This is a genomic window from Anaerostipes sp. MSJ-23, assembly GCF_018918155.1.
In the GTDB taxonomy this organism is placed as follows: Bacteria; Bacillota; Clostridia; order Lachnospirales; family Lachnospiraceae; genus Anaerostipes.
Genome location: NZ_JAHLPY010000001.1, coordinates 93,491 through 114,553, shown reverse-complemented (window position 1 = coordinate 114,553; position 21,063 = coordinate 93,491). Strand labels below are relative to the sequence as shown.

The following is a 21,063-nucleotide window of genomic DNA, read 5'->3' as shown; positions in this document are numbered from 1 at the left end:
AAATAAGTATGAGAATCCTGCCAAATGGTTTGTTGAGGAAGTCAATCAACCTTATCATGTGAACAGAATCACGAAATGTATTGCGAATCGTGACTATCTCGCAGGCAGACATAAGGTACTTGGAAGAGAGAACTGTGCTTATAAAGGGAAAGAACTTATTACCAGAAAAACGATACTGAACTATGCTAAAACGGTGCTGAGATTCCATGCAACGTATCTACTGGGCAAGAAGGTATCATTTAGTGGCAACGAGAATACAATTAAGAATTTTAATGAGATATATAAGTTAGGACAATATGAAACGGTTGATTATCAGATTCTAGACAGAGTCAATAAGTTTGGTGACGCTTACGAAGTTGTTTATGTAGAAGATGGAATCATTAAAAGTAAGGTGCTTGACAGCGGTGACTGTTATCCTGTTTATGATGATCGTGGCAGTTACATTGCATTTATCGAAACATGGACAGACGTATTTACGAATATTACATTTTATAATGTATACTATCCTAGTTACGTTGAGAATTGGAACAATGATGGCGGTTATCTACATATGGAAGATAGTAAGATTAATGTGTGTGGTCTGCCTATCCATTACCATAACTTCAATGATATGGACTATAACTTTGGCGTTAGTATGTTGATGGATATCAAACCTATTATGGATGACTTAGAAGATATCTTAAGTAAGATGGGCGATGCAATCTATATCAATAGTTTGAATCCAATGCCTGTGGCTGTAGGTCAGAGGATTGAATCAACGATACCTGCTGATGCAACAGGTTATGTGATGAATCTGGATAATGGGGATTATAAAGTAGTCAGTACAACGATGGATTACAATACGATTAAGTTGTATCTTGACAATATCAAGCAAATGCTGAATGATATCGCTTGCATACCAAGTGTGTTAGGTAGTTCAACGAACATTGCAAACATCAGTGAAGTATCTATGAAAATTTTATTTCACATGGCAAACATTAACGCAGATGAAACGAAGAAATGGTTGAACAAAGGATTCCAAGAAAGGTTCAGACGATTTCAGATGATCTTAAAGATGCAGGGTACTGAGGTATCGAATGATGTTGAGGTCGTATATAACGTAAATATGCCAGTTGCAACAACAGAAATGGTGTCTAACTTAAAAGCCATGAGAGAACTTGGTGCGATCAGTAAAAAGAGCGTCATGGAAAAGAGTGATCTGATCACGGACAGTGTGGCAGAATTGAAGCGGTTAGACGAAGAGAATGGTGCTAGTGGTAATGTAGAAAAAGATAAGGAACGGGCTTAATTTTAAGCCGGGCTCAAGTACCGTCTGGGTACTCGAAATGGGTACGCAGGTCTTGGGTGAACGCAATTTGGAAATAGTTGGGAGTGATACATCCAAAAAATTTGCCGTTCTATGGGCAAAAAATCCTTAGTATTGCTAGGTTTTTTGATGGTTATACAGACAGACGTATAGATTGTGCCAGAATCACTGGAAATATCTTCCAAAATCCATTTGATAAAATATCAGTATTTCAAATAGATTTAAAATGAGTGATAAAAGCAAAATTTTATGTCAATATCTGTGCCAATTATTTCCAAAAACAACGTTAGATTGGGACTCTAGCGAAGAATAAGCAGGTAAATATGTACAAAAAATATAAGAAAAAGTTGTGCAATGTGACGATGTTTGCAGGTCATTACCCCTCTTTACAAATCAGGGCGTTAGGAAACACAAAAAATCCCCACGGCAAAAAAATAAGGACTACTCTTTTGTAGTCCCTTCGTTTGCACGATTTACATACTCTTTCAATACCATATTGATATACTGGCTGAAAGAACGATCGTCTTTTTCTGCTAAATCTTTAATTGTTTCTACAAGGTCACTATCCAGTGTGATACTGACTTTCTTCTTTAATGGTCGCATAATCCATACCTCGCTTATGTTTGCAATCTTATCATATGGTAGTGTATTATATTGCTAAGTAGGATTAAATATGATAAAGTAGGATAAAAAGGAGAGGGATTATCATCATGAAAGATCTACGAGAAGAAACATACAATCAAATAATTCATGAATATTTAATGCAGGAGTTAATAAAAGAAGTTCATACAAGAAATAAATTACTGGATACAAATTATCAGGAATGCATGAAAGAGGAAGAAAATCAATTACAAGAAATTAGATCATGGTTAAATGATGAACAAACAAAAAAATTTGAAGAATATATAAACACGGTATCGACAAATCATCGAGTTCTTTGCAGAGAAATCTACGTGCAAGGTATGAGAGATTGCGCTGATATCTTTTTAGACAAATAAGGAGACACAAATATGGAAATTTTAAATACATTATTAACAATGCCAGGGCATGAAATTGTAACATTATTAGGATACATGACAATGGTATCTGCGATCGTAGGCAAGGTAGGTGCAGTGATTGAGGTTATGGTCAAGAGACATAAAGAAGTAAGAGTCAGAAGAATGAAAGAAAAGGCAGAGTTGTACAAGGACTTGTTAAAGTGATTGATCAAATAAGTTGCGTTCTCTTATACAATCAGTGTATAATAAACATATAGAAATATACAGATAATGAGGTAATAATGTGATTTATAAATGTAAGAAATGTGAATATACAACAAAAAATCCAAATGAACGAGCGTGCCCATTATGTGGAAATAAGATTATTCAAAAAACAGAAGAATCTGCTGATGGCTGTTGCGAAGTTTATGGGGTCAAAATTAATTTAGAGAATGAACTACAAACTGTTTTGCAACAATATACAGAAGATGATACTTGGTTTGATTATGACAATATTATCAAACATAAAATTAAAAAGGAGTGCAAGGCGTCAAAGAAAAAAGATAGATGGTCTATAAAACAATATTGCAAAAAATATCATACAATTCCTAGTACAATTCCGATTGAATTTTATAAGAAATATGATAAAAAGAAGAAAGAAGAAAAAGAAATTCAGCAAAGAATTGAATTAAGAAAATCTCAACAATTACATTGCCCTAATTGTCAAAGCACCAACATTAAAAAAATTAGTGCAACTTCACGAGTGATTGGTAGTATGATGCTAGGAATATTGAGTTCAAACATTGGAAAAACATATCAATGCAATAATTGTAAGTACAAATGGTAGACAACAAAGGAGAGTTATAAAATGGCGCTAGTAAAATGTACCGAATGTGGTAAAGAATTTTCAGACAAGGCAAAATGCTGCCCTAATTGCAGTTGCCCTACAAAGGATATAATTAATGATACATACAAAAATAGCAATACCTTGTGCATTGACGATCTTGTATACGATGTTTCAGATGTTGTAAAATTACTTGCAAACGGAGATCGAGATGATGCTTATGTGATTGCAGAAGAAATGATACCACATAAAGTAAGTGGCGAAATAACAGATATATTAGATTGCTTAACTCAAGGAATTTTTCTACCATGGGGCAAAGATGAATTTGGTTATTTGAGAAATCAAATTATCGAACAACAAATCTCCTCAAAGGAACAGAGAATCAAATCCCAACCTGCCCAAAACATCCCACACTGCCCAACATGCGGATCAACCAATATTGAGAAGATTAGTGCAGGGAAAAAGGCAATGGGATTCCTTGCGGTTGGTTTCTTGAGTTCTAGTGCAAGAAATACCTACAGATGTAAAAATTGTGGATACAAGTGGTAAAAGTGAAATTATTTATAAATTTAATAAAACACGTTTGAAGTGTATTAACCAACACAAGGGAACTTAGTTTAACCGACTAGGTTCCTTTTTTGATGCAATGAAAGGAGGAATCATGAAGATTTTAGATCGACTAAAGATGGAATTGTCCAATCAGGAATACTTTTCTGATGAACAATACACACAATTTTTATTAGAAAATGGATTATCTGCTGTGGCAGAATATAATAAGGAAACAGATCAGAGACAGATGTTATTATCTGCTTTAGATATCTTAGAAGCGGTGAGTAACGACATTGATATTATGCGTCAGACAATTACTGAGTTTACTACTACATCACAAGCATATAAATATCTCGAGAAAAGAACACAGAATCTCAGGGATAAGATTGCGTCTATACCCGAACCAGAAGAGGAGTATTCATGCTTTTCACTTATGTTTACAAGCAAGAATCCTACTGTTTATTCGCCTGCTGATTATGGATCACGTAGAATCTCTAAATCTGATATTGATGTGATGATGGGCGGTGAGTAGCATGAGAGTTAGTGACAGCCCAAGCGATAAATACCTAGACCAGACAAGTTTGCAGTATCTTGTCGAAAAGATCAAAGAGGAAATTAAAAAGAATGGTGGATCATCTGGCGAAAATGTAGATTTATCCGATTACTATACGAAATCTCAGATTGATGATATCGTAAAGCAACTGCCAAGTGGCTCAACAGGAGTAGGAATCTCTGGTGTATCAATTAACGGTGCAGGGCATCTGATTGTATCTCTGACAGATGGTACAAGCGCAGACGTTGGAAATGTTGTTGGTAAGAATGGTACTAATGGGGTTGATGGACAAGATGGTGCCGATGGATTTTCGCCAACGATTGTGGAAAATGCTGAGAACACCGATACACAATATAAACTGGATATAACTACGGCAGCAGGTACATTCACGACACCTAATCTGAAAGGTAAAGACGGACAGGATGGGAAAGATGGAACTGGTGGCAGTGGCGGTGGTGCTTCAAGTGAGGAGTATTCAACAGATGAGATTGAGGTAGGCACATGGATTGATGGCAAGCCGATCTACCAGAAGGTTGTGCCAGTGACATTGTCATCAAATGCCAAAGGTGGATCGGTTGCCTCTGATGTGACTAAGATAGGATCGACAGTCAGTGCATTGGTTGACATGAGGGCGGTCAGAACACAATCACAGTTTATGGTGATGAGTACCACACATATAATGAATACAAGTATATCTTACATTACATCTTTTTCAGATTTTAAAGACGCTATATTTTCAATGTCTTTGGCAAAGGATGGAACACTTTTTATAAACCATGGCTATAAGTATAATGGATGGAAGTTAAATATTATTTTAAAATATGTGAAATAAAATGCTTGACAATTTGTTTTTTGCTTGGTATAATAGTCAAGCAGTCAACGAGAAATCTAGCGCTATGAGATGTAAATAATCTAGCGTGAGATATGAAAAACTCGCATGAATGCGTTATTATTTGCGGATGTGGCGGAATTGGCAGACGCGCTAGATTTAGGTTCTAGTGTCTACGACGTGCAGGTTCAACTCCTGTCATCCGCATTGATAAATAGCGATTTAGAGATTTTTCTCTAAATCGTTTTTTTTTATTTTTCGCTAGATTTTTTGTGTAATTTCATTGGGATCAAGTGTTATGGAAAGTAGAAAATTAATTAAGAAACAAATTATATTTGCTTTTTTTATATATAATAATAGATACGCGTCAGATTTCCTAGGATTTTAGGATTTTCTGGCGCGTAGTTTGCTTTATCTATCATTTTTTTCTTTTTTTAAGATTTCAAAATCAAGTTTGTTAAGTTTTGTATAGTGGATGATATCTGATTGGTATCGTGGAGGCAGAGATAGGACGGTTTGAATCATTTTTGCTATTTGATCGTCTAAAGGAATATTCTGATAATGGTGGGCATGGTCTGTTCGTCCTAAAAGATAATCTGCCGTGACATCAAAAAGATCACATAGGCGGATTAAAGTATCAAAATCTGGTTCTCGTATATTTCGTTCATAATTAGATAAAGATCTGGCAGTGCAATTTATTTTTTCTGCAGTTTCTGCCTGAGTCATATCTGCATTTTCTCTAAGTTTCCGTAAACGCTCTCCAAAATTTAAATTTTTCAAGTGTAATGCCTCCGTGTTTCTTGTTCTTTTCATTTGAGTATGCCTTGTCATAATTGCCATACAGGTTATGTTTTATATGAAAAATTTTTCTGTGCATTTTTGTTTGGCGAAGGCTTTCTCTTAGAAGAAGATAAAATTTCAGTCAAAACGCATGGATTCCTTTTTTTCACTGATAGGGATAAGCGTCCTGCTATTTTAAGATAAAAACCACTAGTATTTCACAGAGTATACTATAAGAGAGTAAGAAAAAGATCGGAACTCCACGAAACATTCTAAAATTATATTGACATAAGAACATTGTGAGGATATACTCAGAAGTGTACGATTAGATGCATACCGGTTGGCCACAAAAATTTTTTCCAGCAATTTTAAATTTATGTTTACAAGGTAAAGAAAAAATTTTTCCATAAGTAGGAAAAACCCCTCTAAAAAGCAGTAAACATCCTGTGGTTGACCGGGGTTTTGAAAAAAATAAAAAAAAATTAAAAAAAGTGTTGACAAACGAGTAATAATAGAGTAAGATAGGTTTTGTTGTGAGCGACACAAACAAAAAACACTCACAACTAACACAATAGAATCGGGGTGTGGCTCAGCTTGGCTAGAGCGCTTGATTTGGGATCAAGAGGTCGCAGGTTCGAATCCTGTCACCCCGACTAAGCGGGTGTAGTTCAATGGTAGAACTCCAGCCTTCCAAGCTGATCACGTGGGTTCGATTCCCATCACCCGCTTTTTTGAGTCTGTAGCTCAGTTGGATAGAGCAACGGCCTTCTAAGCCGTGGGTCGGGGGTTCGAATCCCTTCAGGCTCGCTTTTCTTTTGTGAAGATATATATGGTGGGTATAGCGCAGCTGGTTAGCGCGCCAGATTGTGGCTCTGGAGGCCGTGGGTTCGAATCCCATTACCCACCCTAGTTTTTTGAAATATTGGGCTATCGCCAAGTGGTAAGGCACAGCACTTTGACTGCTGCATGCGCTGGTTCGAATCCAGCTAGCCCAGTTTTATATTATGGGTGTGTAGCTCAGGTGGTAGAGCACTTGACTTTTAATCAAGTTGTCCGGGGTTCGAATCCCCGCACGCTCATTTACAAACAGAAAGAAGTCTGAACATTGAGTTTTAGACTTCTTTTTTTCTTTTACAAAAAAGAATTGACAAAAGTTTTCACTTCCGTTATGATGTTTATAAATAAAAGGGAGTAGCTGGCGCAAGGCGTTTGCGATGTCGTCAATCTCGGCAGATAATCTGCCCGTATCGTAATGAAACAGCGAGACTTTTATTGCAGCTTTTGGTATGCAATAAGGGTCTCTTTTTTTATACCATAGGGACTTTGTTTGTCCGGCGTAAAAATTTTAAAATGAAATGATACGGAAAGATAAAAATTTAGAATGATTGTAATCTGTTGTAGGTTGAAATCCTGTGTGAAGATTCAAAAAGAATTTTAGATTTGAAAAGGAGAAGTTGTATGAAAGAATTTTATCAACAGTCGAAAGAAGAGATTAGAAAACTTCTAAACGGCTCTATTCATCCATTGTCGGATGAACAGGTAAAAGAACATCAGAAAAAATACGGCATGAATGAGCTAGTAGAGGGAACGAAAAAAAGTACAGTTCAGATTTTTTTGGAACAGTATAAAGATTTTCTTGTTATCATCTTAATTCTTGCCGCAATTATTTCTGGTTTTCTAGGAGATGTGGAAAGTACGCTTGTCATTGTCATTGTCATTACAATTAATGCAATTTTAGGAACGGTTCAGACGGTGAAGGCAGAACAGTCGTTGGAAGGGCTTAAAAAATTGTCTTCACCAATGGCGAAAGTTATGAGAAACGGACAGATCATGGAGGTTGCATCAAGAGAAGTAACGGTTGGCGATGAAGTAATTCTTGAGGCGGGAGATCAAATACCGGCAGATGGAAGAATTCTTGAATGTGCCAGTATGAAGGTAGATGAAAGTGCTCTTACTGGAGAAAGTCTTGCGGTAGAGAAAGAAGATATCTTACTGGATGAGACAGTACCTCTTGGTGATCAGAAAAATATGGTCTTTTCCGGAAGTTTTGTGACGTATGGAAGAGGATCTTTTCTTGTAACATCTGTTGGAATGGAGACGGAAGTTGGAAAGATTGCTGCGATGTTGAAGACAACATCAGAAAAACGGACACCATTACAGATCAATTTGGACCAATTTGGACAGAAATTATCTATCATTATTATGGTATTTTGTGCAGCATTATTTGCGATTAATGTATGGCAGGGAAAACCAGCTGGGGATGCTTTTATGTTTGCTGTTGCATTGGCAGTTGCGGCGATACCAGAAGCTTTAAGTTCTATTGTTACCATTGTTCTTTCATTTGGAACAAGAAAAATGGCAAAAGAAGGTGCAATCATTCGAAAGCTTCAGGCTGTAGAAGGACTTGGAAGTGTGTCTGTGATTTGTTCGGATAAGACAGGGACATTGACCCAAAATAAGATGACGGTAGAACAGTGCTATGTAGAAAAGAAATGTTACGATGCAGATGTTTTGACGAAAGAAAATGAAGCACAAAAACAGTTGATGATTGCTGGAATTTTATGTTCTGATGCGAAGGTTGTGGAGGGACAGGAGTTTGGGGATCCTACAGAAACGGCCTTAATTCATGCTGGCAATCGGATGTCGATGGATGCGGAAGAAATTCGGGAGCATTTTCCAAGAATTTCAGAAGTTCCATTTGATAGTGATCGTAAGCTTATGTCTACTCTTCATGATTTGGAAAGTGGAAGGACGATGCTAACAAAGGGAGCAGTTGACGTTTTGCTTGACCGAACGGATATGATTCAAGAAAATGGAAAGATCCGTACAATGACAAATCAGGATAGAAAAGATATTGAAAGACAGAATCAGGAATTTTCTGCAAATGGACTTCGTGTTTTGGCTTTTGCATATAAAAAGATGGATGGAGTAAAGGAAATCAATGTAGATGACGAGAAAAATTATGTTTTCCTTGGTCTTATTTCTATGATGGATCCTCCAAGGAAAGAATCAAAAATGGCAGTGGAAGAGTGTATCAAAGCTGGAATGAAGCCGATTATGATTACAGGAGATCATAAAGTGACAGCTGCTGCCATTGCAAAAAGAATAGGAATTTTAAAAAAACCAGAAGAAGCCTGTGAAGGAATGGAAATTGATGGATTATCTGATGAGGAATTGAAAGATTTTGTCGAAGGAATTTCTGTTTATGCCAGAGTATCTCCGGAGCATAAAATTCGAATTGTGCGTGCATGGCAGGAAAAAGGAAATATTGTTGCTATGACTGGAGATGGTGTTAATGATGCACCTGCTTTAAAACAGGCGGATATTGGAGTCGCAATGGGAATTACAGGAACAGAAGTTGCAAAAGATGCATCGTCAATGGTTCTTACAGATGATAATTTCGCGACAATTATTAAGGCAGTAGAAAATGGACGAAATGTTTATGAAAATATTAAGCATGCGATCCAGTTTTTGCTATCTGGAAACTTTGGTGGAATTCTTGCTGTTTTATATGCATCGATTATGGCACTGCCAGTTCCGTTTGCACCGGTTCACTTGTTATTTATTAATCTTTTAACAGACAGTCTTCCTGCAATTGCACTTGGACTAGAACCTCATACAAAAGCAGTGATGGAAAGAAAACCTCGTCCAATGAATGAGTCGATTCTTACAAAAGATTTTCTGATACGAATTGGTCTTGAAGGATTTGTGATTGCAGCTATGACTATGATAGCATATACGATAGGACTTAAGACAGGAAATACAATTCTGGCTCAGACAATGGCGTTTGCAACATTATGTACTTCACGACTGGTGCATGGTTATAATAGTAAATCAAATGCGCCGGTTATTTTTACAAAGAGATTTTTTAATAATATTTATTTGGCGGGAGCTTTTATTCTTGGATTAGTTCTTATTACAGGTGTTGTTATGATTCCTAATCTCCATACAATGTTTAAAGTACAGACACTTACGTTTTGTCAGTTGATGATTGTATATGGACTTGCATTTTTAAATCTTCCAATCATTCAATGTCTAAAAGCGATCATGAAAAAAGCCGCAGGAAATTAAACCTGCGGCTTTGCCATTCTATTATTTTTTTACAAGAAATGGCTGTAAGGCTTTTTCGATATCTGCCATTTCGGCTTCGTCAGTTTCGTTGTCACCATAGATTGTTAGGGTTAGTGGGCTTTGTAAATCAAGACTGAAGATTCCCATGATGGACTTTGCATCGATGACGTAACGTCCAGAAGACAAGTCAACATCACAATGAAAACGATTGATCATATTGGCAAAGTCTTTTACCTGATTAATGGAATCTAGTAAGATGGTATATGTTTTCTTCACTTTTATTTCCTCCCTATATTATTTATGAAAATTTTCTATAATCATCCTACAATCTTTTGGTAAGAAAGTCAAACTTCTTTCTTATAAGAAATGTTTATGATACAATAAAAAAGAAGTGGAGGATCTTGATATGACAGAAAAACAAAAGATGTTGATGGGCATTTTATATCGGGCAGATGATCCGGTATTAAATGCTGAACGAAATCATGCCAAAGGTGTCACAAAAGAATATAATCAGACCAATCCGGAAATGAGTGATTACCGTCAGGATTTGATTCGAAAGCTGCTTGGAAAGACCGGTGATAAAATACAGGTGGAAGCGCCTTTTTATTGCAGCTATGGATATCAGATCATGGTCGGAGATAATTTTTCTGCCGATATTAATTTGACCATTGTGGATGCCGGGAAAGTAACCATTGGGAATAATGTACAAATCGCACCAAATGTAGGAATTTATACAGTACAGCCTCCGATGGATATTCGGAGAAGAAATCTTGGGTTTGAGTGGGCACTTCCGGTGATGATTGGAGATAATGTATGGATTGGAGGTAATAGTGTGATTCTCCCTGGTGTAACCATTGGAAATGATGTGACAATCGGGGCGGGAAGTGTGGTTATGAATGATATTCCGGATGGCGCTGTAGCAGCAGGAAATCCATGCAGGGTAATTAGTAAAACAGGAGGAAGAACATGGGATTATTGACAAGAAAAAAAGATAACAATCCATATAGTAAAGGTATTGATGAATTGCTGGACCGTATGGGAGAAGCAAAAGAAGAAAACAAAACCACAACCTATGAAGATTCTTTGAAAAAGATAGAGGATCGAATTAAAGAATTAGGAATTCTTGAGGAAGAAGATGAAAAATAAAAAAGTAAAAAAGGAGTATCAGAGAAGATGCTTCTTTTTTGTTAACTTTATTGTCAACTTTAAAATAAAAATAGTTGACAATAAAGAGGCTAGGGAGTATACTAAGCAAAGATAAACAAATAAGGCCTTTGTGAATCAAAAATGAGAAAAATGGGAGAAAGAAAAAATGGAAAAACAAAGATTTCAGACGAAGGATATTACAATGATTGGATTAATGGCGGCATTAACTTGTATTTTAGGACCGCTATCAATTACATTGCCGTTTACGCCGGTGCCGATTTCTTTTACGAATCTTGCAATTTATTTTACCGTGATGGTCATTGGAATGAAAAAAGGAACGATTAGTTATATTGTATATTTACTATTAGGAGCAGCAGGGCTTCCTATCTTTTCTGCTTTTACAGGGGGAGTTGGAAAACTTGCAGGACCAACAGGGGGATATTTAGTTGGATTTATCTTTCTTGCATTGATCAGTGGATGGTTTATTGACCACTTTCATGCAAATCCATTATGGTGTGTAATTGGAATGGTATTTGGAACTGCAGTTACTTATGCATTCGGGACAGCATGGCTTTGCTGGCAGGCACATTTAACAGTTGCTCAGGGATTACTTGCAGGAGTGATTCCTTATCTTCCAGGAGATGCTGTAAAAATTGTGATTGCCATTCTTATTGGGAGTCCTGTAAGAAAAGCTGTTCGACAGATGGCAATAGCTGCATAAGATAAAAAACAAATCTTTTGTTGACATTTTTATAGAAAAAGCATAAACTATTGATAGTTAAATGCAGAGAACAGAAAAGTACCATCATAAGAACTATCAGAGAGAAATCATCATCGGCTGAAAGTGATTTTAAGGGAAAATGTTGGGAAATGCATCTGGGAGCAGACAGGATGAAGGTCAGTAGTTTTGTACGTTGCCGGCGTTAACGGAAGATGAGTGGAAAGTACATTAGTATTTTTTATAAAGAGTGGAACCGCGGATAACTTCGTCTCTTTTTTGGAGACGGAGTTTTTTATTTCATAGGAAATTTGTTGTTGAAGCGACCCGCCGTAGGCGGAGAATCCTGTAAAACATGATGCTTTCTTGTTTTATTATAGAAAACTATCTGTTTTGTTCTGTCATAGGAATTCCTTATGGGAATGACAAACATTGATGAAAACTATATAATATGGAAGGAATGAGTAAAATGATATTTGATTTGGGTTTTCGAAAATTTGCGAAAAGCCAGTATGATACGATTAAAAGGAGGGACCCAGCATTAAAAGAAGAACGAGAAGTTTTTCTTTATCCATATGTAAAAGCACTTTATGGATATCGTATTGCGCATGAATTATACCAAAAGGGAGATTTTTATAATGCAAGAAAAATCTCACAGAAAATGGCGAGAAAAACAGGAATTGAGATACATCCAGGTGCACAAATTGGAGAAGGTTTCTTTATTGACCACGGGCATGGTGTTGTTATTGGAGAGACTGCCATTATTGGAAATAATGTAACATTATATCAGGGCGTAACACTTGGAGGAACAGGACATGAAACAGGAAAACGTCATCCAACAATCAAAGATAATGTCATGATTAGTTCTGGAGCAAAAGTTCTTGGATCAATTACGGTAGGAGAAAATTCGAAAATTGGTGCAGGAAGTGTTGTTGTTTCTGATGTTCCGCCAAATTCAACAGTTGTTGGAGTACCTGGAAAAGTGATTAAACGTGATGGAGAGCGTGTCAATCGTATTCAGAGTTTTGATCTTGATCAGATTGATCTTCCAAACCCAATCGATATGGATATCGAAAAACTTGCAAGAGAAAATGCAGAGCTTCGTCAGGCACTGCAAACTTTTATTGAACATTGTCAGAGGAATGAAAGAAGAGGAAGATAAAAACATGAAAATTTATAATACATTAACAAGAAAAAAAGAAGAATTTGTTCCGGTAAAACCAGGAAAAGTTGGAATGTATGTTTGTGGACCGACCGTTTATAATTTTATTCATATTGGAAATGCAAGACCAATGATTATTTTTGATACGGTTCGTCGATATTTTGAGTATAAAGGATATGATGTTAATTATGTATCCAATTTTACAGATGTAGATGATAAAATTATTAAGAAAGCCAATGAAGAAGGTGTAACGGCAACTGAGATTGCAGAGCGATATATTAAAGAATGTAAAAAGGATATGGCTGATTTGAATATCAAACCGGCAACACATCAACCGCGTGCAACGGAAGAAATTGGCGGTATGATTGAAATGATTCAGAAATTGATCGAAAAAGGGCATGCATATGAAGTGAACGGAACTGTTTATTTTAAAACAAGATCTTTCAAAGATTATGGAAAGCTTTCAAAGAAAAATATTGATGATCTGGAAGCAGGACATCGTCAGATTAAGGTAACTGGAGAGGAAGGAAAGAAAGATCCTTTAGATTTTGTATTATGGAAACCAAAAAAAGAAGGAGAAATTGCATGGGATTCTCCATGGGGAGAGGGACGTCCGGGATGGCATATTGAATGCTCGGAAATGTCTAAAAAATATATTGGAGATACGATCGATATTCATGCTGGGGGAGAAGATTTGATCTTTCCGCATCATGAAAATGAAATCGCACAAAGTGAAGCATGTAATGATGAAAAATTTGCAAACTACTGGATGCATAATGGATTTTTAAATATTGATAATAAGAAGATGTCAAAATCTGCTGGAAATTTCTTTACGGTAAGAGAAATTGGAGAAAAATATCCTCTTCAAGTAATTCGTTTCTTTATGTTAAGTGCACATTATCGTACACCGTTGAATTTCAGTGATAAACTCGTAGAAAGTGCACAGACAGGTTTAGAAAGAATTTTGAATGCAGTTGATTTATGCCGTGAAATGGCACAAAGTCGTCCAGAAGGAGAAATGACACAGGAAGATCAGAAACATTTTGCTGAAGTTGAAAAGCTTGTGAAGAAATTTGAAGCAGCAATGGAAGATGATTTTAATACAGCAGACGCGGTCTCTGCTATTTTTGAGATTGTAAGGGAATCAAATTCTACAGTGAAAGATGGCACGGCTGCCTATGCCAAGAAAGTATTAAATGTACTAGAAACATTGTGTGGGGTTCTTGGTATTATTACAGAGAGAAAAGAAGAAATCCTGGATGCTGAGATTGAAAAACTGATTGAAGAACGTCAGCAGGCAAGAAAAGATAAAAATTTTGCTAGAGCAGATGAAATTCGCGATCAGCTGTTGGAACAGGGAATTATCTTGAAAGATACAAGAGAAGGTGTAAAATGGAGCAGAGCTTAATAACAAAAATCAAAGAAGAGCTTCATCTTAGTGGACTTGATCCTAAGAGTTATTCCCCACTTGCATTGGCTTATATTGGGGATGCAATCTATGAGATTGTTGTTCGCACCATTGTAATGTCTGCCGGAAATATGAGTGTTAATAAATATCATAAAAAATCAAGCAGTATGGTAAAAGCTTCTGCACAGACAGCTGTATTTGAAAATATTGAACCATATTTGAATGATGAAGAAATGGCAGTTTATAAGCGTGGAAGAAATTCAAAATCTGGAAGTGTAGCAAAACATGCATCGGTGTTGGATTATCGGAAAGCAACCGGGGTTGAGGCGCTGATGGGATATTTGTTTTTGAAAGGAAATATGGATCGTGTCATCGAATTAATTGGCATCGGTCTTGAATTAGGAGAAGAAAAAGAAAATGAATCATAAAGAAAATATAATTGCAGGGCGTAATGCTGTCATCGAAGCGTTGCGTGCAAAGAAACCGCTGGATAAGATTTTTATTCTGGATGGATGCCAGGATGGGCCGATTCGTACGATTGTAAGAGAAGCCAAAAAAACAGATGCAATTCTGAAGTTTGTAGATAAAGATCGGTTAAATCATTTGACGGAGGAACATCATCAGGGAGTTGTTGCAATTGCAGCTGCTTATGAATATGCAGAAGTAGAAGATTTATTTAAGAAAGCGGAAGAAAAGGGAGAAGATCCATTTTTTATTTTGCTGGATGGGATTGAAGATCCGCATAATCTTGGAGCAATTATCCGTACAGCAAATCTTGCTGGAGCTCATGGAGTCATTATACCAAAACATCGTGCGGCAGGATTAACCCCAACGGTGGCAAAAACATCTGCAGGTGCAATTCACTATACACCAGTGGCAAAAGTGACAAATTTGGCAAAGACGATGGAAGAATTAAAAGAACGTGGTATGTGGTTTGTGTGCGCTGACATGGATGGCGAAGTGATGTATCGTCAGAACCTGACGGGACCTATTGGTCTTGTAATTGGAAACGAAGGTTCAGGGGTAAGCCGTCTTGTAAAAGAAAAGTGTGATTTTATTGCTTCAATTCCGATGAAAGGTGATATTGATTCCTTGAATGCTTCTGTGGCAGCTGGGGTTCTTGCATTTGAAATTGTAAGACAACGAATGGGAAAATAAAATGTTAAACTATAAGGATGATTCGGATCAGAAACTTTTAGAAAAAATCCAAGCTGGGGATGAAGATGCCATGGACTGTCTGCTTGAAAAGTATCGTGGATATGTTCGTATGGAGGCAAGAAAATTTTTCCTTGCAGGAGGAGATGAAGAAGATCTGATTCAAGAAGGGATGATCGGGCTGTTTAAAGCGGTACGCAGTTATAACAAAGAAAAAGATGCATCATTTGCGACTTTTGCTATGCTGTGTGTTCGACGACAAATTTATACAACAGTGACGGCATCGAATCGAAAAAAACACAACCCGCTGAATAATTATATTTCAATTTTTGAAGAACATGGCGAAGAAGAACATAATCTGGACCAGGCTTTGGAAGATCCTGTAGAGAATCCTGAGGAGGTATTGCTTCAAAAAGAAGCGATCAAGGGATATTATCAGGAAATGGGAAAAAAGTTAAGCTCTTTTGAAAAACAGGTGATGCGTTATTATTTAAGAGGTGAAAATTATACACAAATTGCAAAAAAGCTTGGGAAGACAGATAAATCAATCGATAATGCCATTCAAAGAATTCGGAGGAAATTGAATCAGAATTCATAAGGGGAGAAAGGCAGGAAGTGTATGGAAAATATATATGTGATATCAGATTTACACGGACATAAAAATGCATTTTTTTCCATGCTGGAAAAAATAAACTGGAATGAAAATGATAGAATGTATATTCTTGGAGATGTAATTGACCGTGGGCCGGATGGCATTGAGCTGCTTAAGTATATTAAAGAACAGAAAAATATGAAACTTTTTCTTGGAAATCATGAAGATATGATGATGAAATCATTGACAACATCTGCGGATATGTGGATGGGAACTTGGATGTTTAATGGGGGTGATGCGACGTTATCCGCTTATGAAAAGCTTTCCAGGCAAGAACAGGAGGAATGTCTTTCCTACATAAAGAGTCTTCCTCTTTATGAAATGATAGAAGTAGAAGGAGTTTCCTATCTTCTGATTCATGCAGGAGTAAAAATGGAAGATGGTTCCATAGAAGAAATACCGAAGGTTGTGGAGGAAGAAGATGCTCTGTGGATTCGGGAAGAGTTTTTTAATTCTCATATAATTTCTTCTTATTATATTATCTTTGGACATACACCGACAGGTGCAATGTTGCGTTATGCAGATTCTCTGCCAGAGGAGCAGAGAAAAAGATGCAGTCAGTTTCAGATTGCTTTTTGGAATCATAGAATTGCGATTGACTGCGGCGCTGCTTATGAGGAAAACCTAGGCTGTCTTCGTTTGAATGACTTAAAAGAATTTTATGTAGAAATAAAAAAGTAGGAGAAAAGTATTGACAAAAACCGTAATATATGTTAAATTTATCTACGGTTTTGCTGCTGTGGCACAGGAGGTAGCGCACCTCATTGGTAGTGAGGAGGTCACGGGTTCAACTCCCGTCAGCAGCTTTGGGAAGGTTCGTATTTACGGACCTTTTTTCTTTTATTGGTATTTTTGGTTGAGTTTTTAGAAGCTTGGCGATATACTGAAACAAAGAAAGATAGATGATAATATCTATGAAGAAAAGGAGTTTATTATGATACGGAAAAAATGTCGGCAAATTTTAATTTTTTGTTTCATTTTATGCTTTAGCATAAGTTCTTCGGTTTTTGCAAAGGAGTCACAGGAAGAAGTGGGAAAAGAAGCATCATCGGCAACGACAGAAGCTGTTACCACAACAACAGAGAAAAAACATACAACAACAACGGAGAAAAAAAATCCTACAACAACAGAAAAGAAACACACGACAACAACAGAAAAGAAGCATACAACAACAGAGAAAAAGCATACAACAAAGAAAAAAACAAAAAAGAAGAAAAAGAAAGATTCTAAAAAGAAAGAAGCAGAGAAAAAGAAAAAAGAGAAGGAAAAGAAGAAGAAAGAAGCAGAAAAGAAAAAGAAAGAGAAGGAAAAAAAGAAAAAAGAAAAAGAGAAGAAAAAAAAGGAAGAGGAAAAAAAGAAAAAAGAAAAAGAAAAGAAAAAAAAGGAACGGAATATCAAAGCTCCAGAAGATACTGTGAGAAAACAGTCAAGGGAAGCGATAAAAGAAATACAGAAAAAGGAAAAAGAAAAAGAACAAATACAAGCTGATATCAACGTATTGAAAAAAGCAGATCAGATTCATAAATCTTTGGAAAAACTATACACTGATTTGGAATTTATTTCAAAAAAACAAAAAATACCAATGGAAGTGTTATTAACAGGGGTAAAAAATGAAGGCACGATTGGTGCAAATTATGACATCAATCAGGAGTTAGCTAAGGTTGCAGGAATTCAGAAGGGATATTTGGATACATATCTTAAAGATTATACTTTTGGTGACCAAAATGGAATGTCTTTAATTAGTGCAGTGGAAGATCAGGTAATTCAATTGAAACCATATTTTGATCATATTCTTAAAGAGACGGGACAATCGAAGGAAAAACAGGAAGAACAGAGAAAGGAATTAGAGAAAAAACTGGCTGATAAAGAAAAGGAAATTGTAAAACTTGAAAAAACAAGATATAGAGTTTTCTGCCCGACAAATCTTTTGGAAGTAAGCAATCTTTCGGAAAACGAAATTAAATCAATGTTGAAAGGAACACAGCTGGAAGAACTTTCCAGTGCATTTTATCAGTGTGAAAAGAAGTATAAGGTGAATTGTGTTGTCATCATGGGGATTGCAGCACATGAAAGTGCCTGGGGAACAAGCCGAAGGGCGAGAGAAGATAATAATCTTACAGGATATGGAGTGACTTCTGATTCTGCAAAGGGAATTAATACTAAGACAAAACAAGAGAATCTTTTGATGACAGCAAAGCTGTTAAAGGAACGATATTTATTACCAGATGAAGCTTATTATCATAAGGCTCCAAGCGTTATTGGGGTAAATTATAATTATTGCGTGGATGATGATTGGGCAGCATCTGTAACAAATAATGGCTATAAACTCATGGAAAAATTAAAATAGATTATTTTTTGCGGAGAACTATGAATGAAAAAGAAAACAATAAGGAAAATCGTAAGTGTTGCAAGTGTCGTCAGTCTTGGTATTTTTCTAATGCCATGGACTGTTTTTGCGACAGAACCAGGATATTTTGATAATCCACAAAAAAGTTACCAATTATTTGAAAAAGAAATTTATCAGAAAAATGAGAAGCCGCAATATGTGTTTTTGAAAGTTTCAGTACCGGTTTACAATGATTTTAATGGAAGTAAAGAAATTGCGAAAGCCCCGAAATATTCCGGGGCAATCGTTGTAAGCCAAGCAGGAGCTTATTTTCAAATGATTTATGAAAGAAAGAATGGACAGGGAATTGGTTGGATAAAAAAGCAAGATTATACAGAACATGCAGCATTTTATAATGGTGCAGAAAAACAGCTTCTGGCAGACGGAACTTATTTTATGGAAAATGAGAACGATGATGAAGATTGCATGGAAGTGAGATTAAAATTTTTGGGGAATCAACAATATGAGATAAAAGAACTTGCAAAAAAATTTGGTCAGACAAAGAGCAGGTGGCAATTGATTCGTGAATATGATCATTTTTATCTAAAAGAAGTAAAAACGGGACGTTATTTAAAACAAAAATACAAAACAATAAAACTTGATACAAAGAATGAAACGTTAAGCAATCGTTTTGATTTACCAAAATCAGAGGCTATGTCAAAAAAGTTTCAATGGAAGTTTACTCGTATGAAAAATAAAAATGTAAATCCATATCGAAATTTTTTGCAGTATGATCCGGCATGGGCAAGAAAAAATTATGGAAATGTTAAAGAATACAGCGGGAAAATAGCGGCAGCAGGATGTGGTGTCGTAGCCATCACAAATGCAGTTTATGCATTGAATGGACAATTTGCAGATCCAATGTTATTTGCAGACCTTGCGGTTAGGGAAAACTATCGCATCATTGGATCAGGGACAGATAGTGGGATTTTTAAGGCAGCAGCAAAACAGTATGGAAGTGCCTATGATTTTTATTATGAAGGTTCTACGGATAGCCTTGTTAAGGTTCGAGAAGAATTACGACGTGGTTGTGTTGCAATTTCTCATGTTCCAGGCCATTATGTTACGGTGGCGGATTATAATGAGAAAACAAAAAAATATCTTGTTCTTGATTCACATCCGATTGCTTCCAGACCGACTTCTCCTTTTGGTAATTGGTTTTTAGCAGAAAAACTTCATTATGGAGGACTTGCTTCATCAGAATATTATATTTTTTCCGCACAAAAAGATCGGAATTTTTTAGAAAATGTGTCCTCATTGATTTTTCAGAAAGATTGTTTGAATTTTATTTTTTGGATGACACAGGGAAAATAGAAAAGGAGGGTAGATTTTGTAGAATTTCTCTTGCTTTTCCTTGACATGGTAAGATGCACGGTATATAATTTAGCACATAAAAGCGTTGAAGTGTTAACGTGTAATTAAAAGAGGAGGAAAAGTTATGAGATTAAAGAAATTAGCAGCTGTTGGTATGGCAGTCGTAATGAGTGCTGCACTGCTTGCAGGATGTTCCAGTAAAGGTGGAAGTTCTGATGCACAGAAAAAGGTAGGGGTTGTCCAGCTTGTAGAACATGATGCATTGGATGCGGCTTATAAAGGTTTTAAAGATGGACTTGCAGATGCTGGATATAAAGACGGAGATAAAATTAAAATTGAGTATAAAAATGCACAAAATGAGCAATCAAATTGTCAAACAATCGCACAGCAATTTGTGACAGATAAATGTGATCTTGTTCTTGCAATTGCGACACCTGCAGCGCAGGCAATGGCAAACGAAACAAAGGATATTCCGATTCTTGTAACAGCCGTTACAGATCCTGCGGATGCAAAACTTGTAAAATCTAATGAAAAACCGGGAACAAATGTCAGCGGAACATCGGATTTAACTCCAGTAAAAAAACAGATGGGACTTTTAAAGGAACTTGTTCCAAACGCAAAAAAAGTTGCAATGCTCTATTGTTCTGCAGAAGCTAATTCCAAATTCCAGGTGGAAATTGCAAAGAAAGAAGCAAAGAAATTAGGTCTTGAGTCTGTAGATGCAACGGTTTCAGAATCAAGTGAAATTCGTCAGGTTGTGGAATCCTTGAAAGGAAAAGTAGATGCGATTTATTCACCAACAGATAATATGATAGCAGCAGGTATCAATACTGTTTCTATGGTAGCAAATGAAGCAAAAATACCATTTATCGTAGGAGAAGAAGGTATGTGTACTGGTGGCGGACTTGCAACTTATGGTGTAAACTACTATAAATTGGGAAAACAGACCGCAGCACAGGCAGTTAAAATTCTAGAAGGAAAATCAGAACCAAAGGATATGCCGATTGAATATCAGGAAAATGCAGATTTGATTATTAACAAAGATACGGTAAAGAAATTAGGCATCAAGATTCCAGAAAAATTACAGAAACAGGCAAAAATGGTTACAACACAGAAGAAAACAGATAAGTAATCATCGAATGAATATTTTGAAATAAAAGGTGTCTTCTTAAAGTCTTTTGGGAAGGCACTTTTATATGTCAAAACAACATAA

Annotated in this window: 23 protein-coding genes, 8 tRNA genes and 1 other annotated feature; of the genes, 28 read left to right on the top strand and 3 right to left on the bottom strand. The window is 36.3% G+C overall.

What is annotated here, in order from left to right; genetic code table 11:
• Positions 1–58: 58 nt before the first annotated feature.
• A complete protein-coding gene (locus tag KQI71_RS00610; RefSeq protein WP_330655185.1) occupies positions 59–1,288 on the top strand; it encodes a phage portal protein in 1,230 nt (409 codons plus the stop codon).
• A gap of 459 nt (positions 1,289–1,747) precedes the next feature.
• On the opposite strand, the gene KQI71_RS00605 is transcribed toward KQI71_RS00610, so the two are convergent.
• Positions 1,748–1,909 carry a CopG family antitoxin gene (locus tag KQI71_RS00605; RefSeq protein ID WP_216433051.1) on the bottom strand — a complete coding sequence of 54 codons (162 nt, stop codon included), beginning with the start codon at positions 1,907–1,909 and terminating at the stop codon, positions 1,748–1,750.
• Positions 1,910–2,016: 107 nt separating this feature from the next.
• Here KQI71_RS00605 and KQI71_RS00600 point away from each other — a divergent pair, with 107 nt between their 5' ends.
• The 7 genes from KQI71_RS00600 (at position 2,017) to KQI71_RS00570 (ending at position 5,265) form a co-directional block, all read left to right on the top strand.
• Entirely contained in the window at positions 2,017–2,304 is a 288-nt protein-coding gene (locus tag KQI71_RS00600; protein WP_216433049.1) for a hypothetical protein, read from the top strand.
• Positions 2,305–2,316: 12 nt separating this feature from the next.
• Entirely contained in the window at positions 2,317–2,508 is a 192-nt protein-coding gene (locus tag KQI71_RS00595; RefSeq protein ID WP_216433047.1) for a hypothetical protein, read from the top strand.
• Positions 2,509–2,587: 79 nt separating this feature from the next.
• Positions 2,588–3,130, top strand: coding sequence for a hypothetical protein (locus KQI71_RS00590; protein ID WP_216433045.1), 543 nt, complete (start codon positions 2,588–2,590; stop codon positions 3,128–3,130).
• A gap of 21 nt (positions 3,131–3,151) precedes the next feature.
• On the top strand, positions 3,152–3,676 hold the full coding sequence (locus tag KQI71_RS00585) for a Zn-ribbon domain-containing protein (RefSeq protein WP_216433042.1): 525 nt from the start codon (positions 3,152–3,154) through the stop codon (positions 3,674–3,676).
• Between the two features lie 112 nt (positions 3,677–3,788).
• A complete protein-coding gene (locus KQI71_RS00580; protein WP_216433040.1) occupies positions 3,789–4,208 on the top strand; it encodes a hypothetical protein in 420 nt (139 codons plus the stop codon).
• A gap of 1 nt (position 4,209) precedes the next feature.
• Positions 4,210–5,061 carry a hypothetical protein gene (locus KQI71_RS00575; RefSeq protein WP_216433039.1) on the top strand — a complete coding sequence of 284 codons (852 nt, stop codon included), beginning with the start codon at positions 4,210–4,212 and terminating at the stop codon, positions 5,059–5,061.
• Between the two features lie 123 nt (positions 5,062–5,184).
• Positions 5,185–5,265: transfer RNA gene (locus KQI71_RS00570), tRNA-Leu, on the top strand.
• Between the two features lie 204 nt (positions 5,266–5,469).
• Here the strand turns inward: KQI71_RS00570 and KQI71_RS00565 are convergent.
• Positions 5,470–5,838, bottom strand: a complete 369-nt coding sequence (locus tag KQI71_RS00565; protein WP_216433037.1) for a helix-turn-helix domain-containing protein — start codon at positions 5,836–5,838, stop codon at positions 5,470–5,472.
• A gap of 578 nt (positions 5,839–6,416) precedes the next feature.
• Between KQI71_RS00565 and KQI71_RS00560 the strand changes: the two genes are divergently transcribed.
• The 7 genes from KQI71_RS00560 to KQI71_RS00530 all read left to right on the top strand — a co-directional run bounded on the left by KQI71_RS00560 (position 6,417) and on the right by KQI71_RS00530 (position 9,909).
• Positions 6,417–6,491: transfer RNA gene (locus tag KQI71_RS00560), tRNA-Pro, on the top strand.
• A 4-nt stretch (positions 6,492–6,495) separates the two neighbouring features.
• Positions 6,496–6,566, top strand: a tRNA-Gly gene (locus tag KQI71_RS00555).
• A gap of 5 nt (positions 6,567–6,571) precedes the next feature.
• Positions 6,572–6,645 (top strand) — tRNA-Arg (locus KQI71_RS00550).
• Between the two features lie 25 nt (positions 6,646–6,670).
• Positions 6,671–6,744, top strand: a tRNA-His gene (locus KQI71_RS00545).
• Between the two features lie 17 nt (positions 6,745–6,761).
• Positions 6,762–6,833, top strand: a tRNA-Gln gene (locus tag KQI71_RS00540).
• An 11-nt stretch (positions 6,834–6,844) separates the two neighbouring features.
• Positions 6,845–6,917: transfer RNA gene (locus KQI71_RS00535), tRNA-Lys, on the top strand.
• A gap of 379 nt (positions 6,918–7,296) precedes the next feature.
• Positions 7,297–9,909: a cation-translocating P-type ATPase gene (locus tag KQI71_RS00530; protein WP_216433035.1), complete on the top strand. Its 2,613-nt coding sequence runs from the start codon at positions 7,297–7,299 to the stop codon at positions 9,907–9,909.
• 21 nt (positions 9,910–9,930) lie between these two features.
• On the opposite strand, the gene KQI71_RS00525 is transcribed toward KQI71_RS00530, so the two are convergent.
• Positions 9,931–10,185 carry an HPr family phosphocarrier protein gene (locus tag KQI71_RS00525; protein ID WP_330655184.1) on the bottom strand — a complete coding sequence of 85 codons (255 nt, stop codon included), beginning with the start codon at positions 10,183–10,185 and terminating at the stop codon, positions 9,931–9,933.
• 130 nt (positions 10,186–10,315) lie between these two features.
• Between KQI71_RS00525 and KQI71_RS00520 the strand changes: the two genes are divergently transcribed.
• The 13 genes from KQI71_RS00520 (at position 10,316) to KQI71_RS00460 (ending at position 20,982) form a co-directional block, all read left to right on the top strand.
• Complete coding sequence (locus KQI71_RS00520; protein WP_216433033.1) at positions 10,316–10,888, top strand: sugar O-acetyltransferase; 573 nt, start codon at positions 10,316–10,318, stop codon at positions 10,886–10,888.
• Positions 10,876–11,055 (top strand): hypothetical protein, encoded by a 180-nt coding sequence (locus tag KQI71_RS00515; RefSeq protein ID WP_216433031.1) that lies wholly within the window; start codon positions 10,876–10,878, stop codon positions 11,053–11,055. The genes KQI71_RS00520 and KQI71_RS00515 overlap by 13 nt, the downstream gene beginning before the upstream one ends.
• 166 nt (positions 11,056–11,221) lie before the next feature.
• Positions 11,222–11,776, top strand: a complete 555-nt coding sequence (locus tag KQI71_RS00510) for a biotin transporter BioY (protein ID WP_216433029.1) — start codon at positions 11,222–11,224, stop codon at positions 11,774–11,776.
• Between the two features lie 57 nt (positions 11,777–11,833).
• Positions 11,834–12,052 (top strand) — a binding site (T-box leader).
• Between the two features lie 190 nt (positions 12,053–12,242).
• The gene (gene epsC, locus KQI71_RS00505) at positions 12,243–12,935 is read left to right on the top strand and encodes a serine O-acetyltransferase EpsC (RefSeq protein WP_216433026.1); all 693 of its coding nucleotides are present in this window, start codon (positions 12,243–12,245) and stop codon (positions 12,933–12,935) included.
• 4 nt (positions 12,936–12,939) lie between these two features.
• The gene (cysS, locus tag KQI71_RS00500) at positions 12,940–14,343 is read left to right on the top strand and encodes a cysteine--tRNA ligase (protein WP_216433024.1); all 1,404 of its coding nucleotides are present in this window, start codon (positions 12,940–12,942) and stop codon (positions 14,341–14,343) included.
• Complete coding sequence (locus tag KQI71_RS00495; protein ID WP_216433023.1) at positions 14,328–14,771, top strand: Mini-ribonuclease 3; 444 nt, start codon at positions 14,328–14,330, stop codon at positions 14,769–14,771. The genes cysS and KQI71_RS00495 overlap by 16 nt, the downstream gene beginning before the upstream one ends.
• Entirely contained in the window at positions 14,761–15,501 is a 741-nt protein-coding gene (gene rlmB, locus KQI71_RS00490) for a 23S rRNA (guanosine(2251)-2'-O)-methyltransferase RlmB (protein WP_216433021.1), read from the top strand. Before KQI71_RS00495 ends, rlmB begins: the two co-directional genes overlap by 11 nt.
• 1 nt (position 15,502) lies before the next feature.
• Positions 15,503–16,096 carry a sigma-70 family RNA polymerase sigma factor gene (locus KQI71_RS00485; RefSeq protein WP_216433018.1) on the top strand — a complete coding sequence of 198 codons (594 nt, stop codon included), beginning with the start codon at positions 15,503–15,505 and terminating at the stop codon, positions 16,094–16,096.
• A gap of 21 nt (positions 16,097–16,117) precedes the next feature.
• Positions 16,118–16,831, top strand: a complete 714-nt coding sequence (locus tag KQI71_RS00480) for a metallophosphoesterase family protein (protein ID WP_216433017.1) — start codon at positions 16,118–16,120, stop codon at positions 16,829–16,831.
• 52 nt (positions 16,832–16,883) lie between these two features.
• Positions 16,884–16,956 (top strand) — tRNA-Thr (locus KQI71_RS00475).
• Between the two features lie 224 nt (positions 16,957–17,180).
• On the top strand, positions 17,181–18,497 hold the full coding sequence (locus KQI71_RS12755; RefSeq protein WP_216433015.1) for a glucosaminidase domain-containing protein: 1,317 nt from the start codon (positions 17,181–17,183) through the stop codon (positions 18,495–18,497).
• Positions 18,498–18,521: 24 nt separating this feature from the next.
• On the top strand, positions 18,522–19,850 hold the full coding sequence (locus tag KQI71_RS00465; protein ID WP_253287862.1) for a C39 family peptidase: 1,329 nt from the start codon (positions 18,522–18,524) through the stop codon (positions 19,848–19,850).
• Between the two features lie 124 nt (positions 19,851–19,974).
• The gene (locus tag KQI71_RS00460) at positions 19,975–20,982 is read left to right on the top strand and encodes an ABC transporter substrate-binding protein (protein ID WP_216433013.1); all 1,008 of its coding nucleotides are present in this window, start codon (positions 19,975–19,977) and stop codon (positions 20,980–20,982) included.
• Positions 20,983–21,063: the final 81 nt, after the last annotated feature.

Bases quoted from the DNA above. Each gene is read 5' to 3' on its own strand.
- KQI71_RS00515 (WP_216433031.1), top strand. From the start codon at position 10,876: ATGGGATTATTGACAAGAAAAAAAGATAACAATCCATATAGTAAAGGT.
- KQI71_RS00575 (WP_216433039.1), top strand. From the start codon at position 4,210: ATGAGAGTTAGTGACAGCCCAAGCGATAAATACCTAGACCAGACAAGT.
- cysS (WP_216433024.1), top strand. From the start codon at position 12,940: ATGAAAATTTATAATACATTAACAAGAAAAAAAGAAGAATTTGTTCCG.
- KQI71_RS00520 (WP_216433033.1), top strand. From the start codon at position 10,316: ATGACAGAAAAACAAAAGATGTTGATGGGCATTTTATATCGGGCAGAT.
- KQI71_RS00530 (WP_216433035.1), top strand. From the start codon at position 7,297: ATGAAAGAATTTTATCAACAGTCGAAAGAAGAGATTAGAAAACTTCTA.
- KQI71_RS00510 (WP_216433029.1), top strand. From the start codon at position 11,222: ATGGAAAAACAAAGATTTCAGACGAAGGATATTACAATGATTGGATTA.
- KQI71_RS00480 (WP_216433017.1), top strand. From the start codon at position 16,118: ATGGAAAATATATATGTGATATCAGATTTACACGGACATAAAAATGCA.
- KQI71_RS00580 (WP_216433040.1), top strand. From the start codon at position 3,789: ATGAAGATTTTAGATCGACTAAAGATGGAATTGTCCAATCAGGAATAC.
- KQI71_RS00600 (WP_216433049.1), top strand. From the start codon at position 2,017: ATGAAAGATCTACGAGAAGAAACATACAATCAAATAATTCATGAATAT.
- KQI71_RS00585 (WP_216433042.1), top strand. From the start codon at position 3,152: ATGGCGCTAGTAAAATGTACCGAATGTGGTAAAGAATTTTCAGACAAG.
- KQI71_RS00465 (WP_253287862.1), top strand. From the start codon at position 18,522: ATGAAAAAGAAAACAATAAGGAAAATCGTAAGTGTTGCAAGTGTCGTC.
- KQI71_RS00605 (WP_216433051.1), bottom strand. From the start codon at position 1,909: ATGCGACCATTAAAGAAGAAAGTCAGTATCACACTGGATAGTGACCTT.
- KQI71_RS00495 (WP_216433023.1), top strand. From the start codon at position 14,328: ATGGAGCAGAGCTTAATAACAAAAATCAAAGAAGAGCTTCATCTTAGT.
- KQI71_RS00595 (WP_216433047.1), top strand. From the start codon at position 2,317: ATGGAAATTTTAAATACATTATTAACAATGCCAGGGCATGAAATTGTA.
- rlmB (WP_216433021.1), top strand. From the start codon at position 14,761: ATGAATCATAAAGAAAATATAATTGCAGGGCGTAATGCTGTCATCGAA.
- KQI71_RS00485 (WP_216433018.1), top strand. From the start codon at position 15,503: ATGTTAAACTATAAGGATGATTCGGATCAGAAACTTTTAGAAAAAATC.
- KQI71_RS00460 (WP_216433013.1), top strand. From the start codon at position 19,975: ATGAGATTAAAGAAATTAGCAGCTGTTGGTATGGCAGTCGTAATGAGT.
- epsC (WP_216433026.1), top strand. From the start codon at position 12,243: ATGATATTTGATTTGGGTTTTCGAAAATTTGCGAAAAGCCAGTATGAT.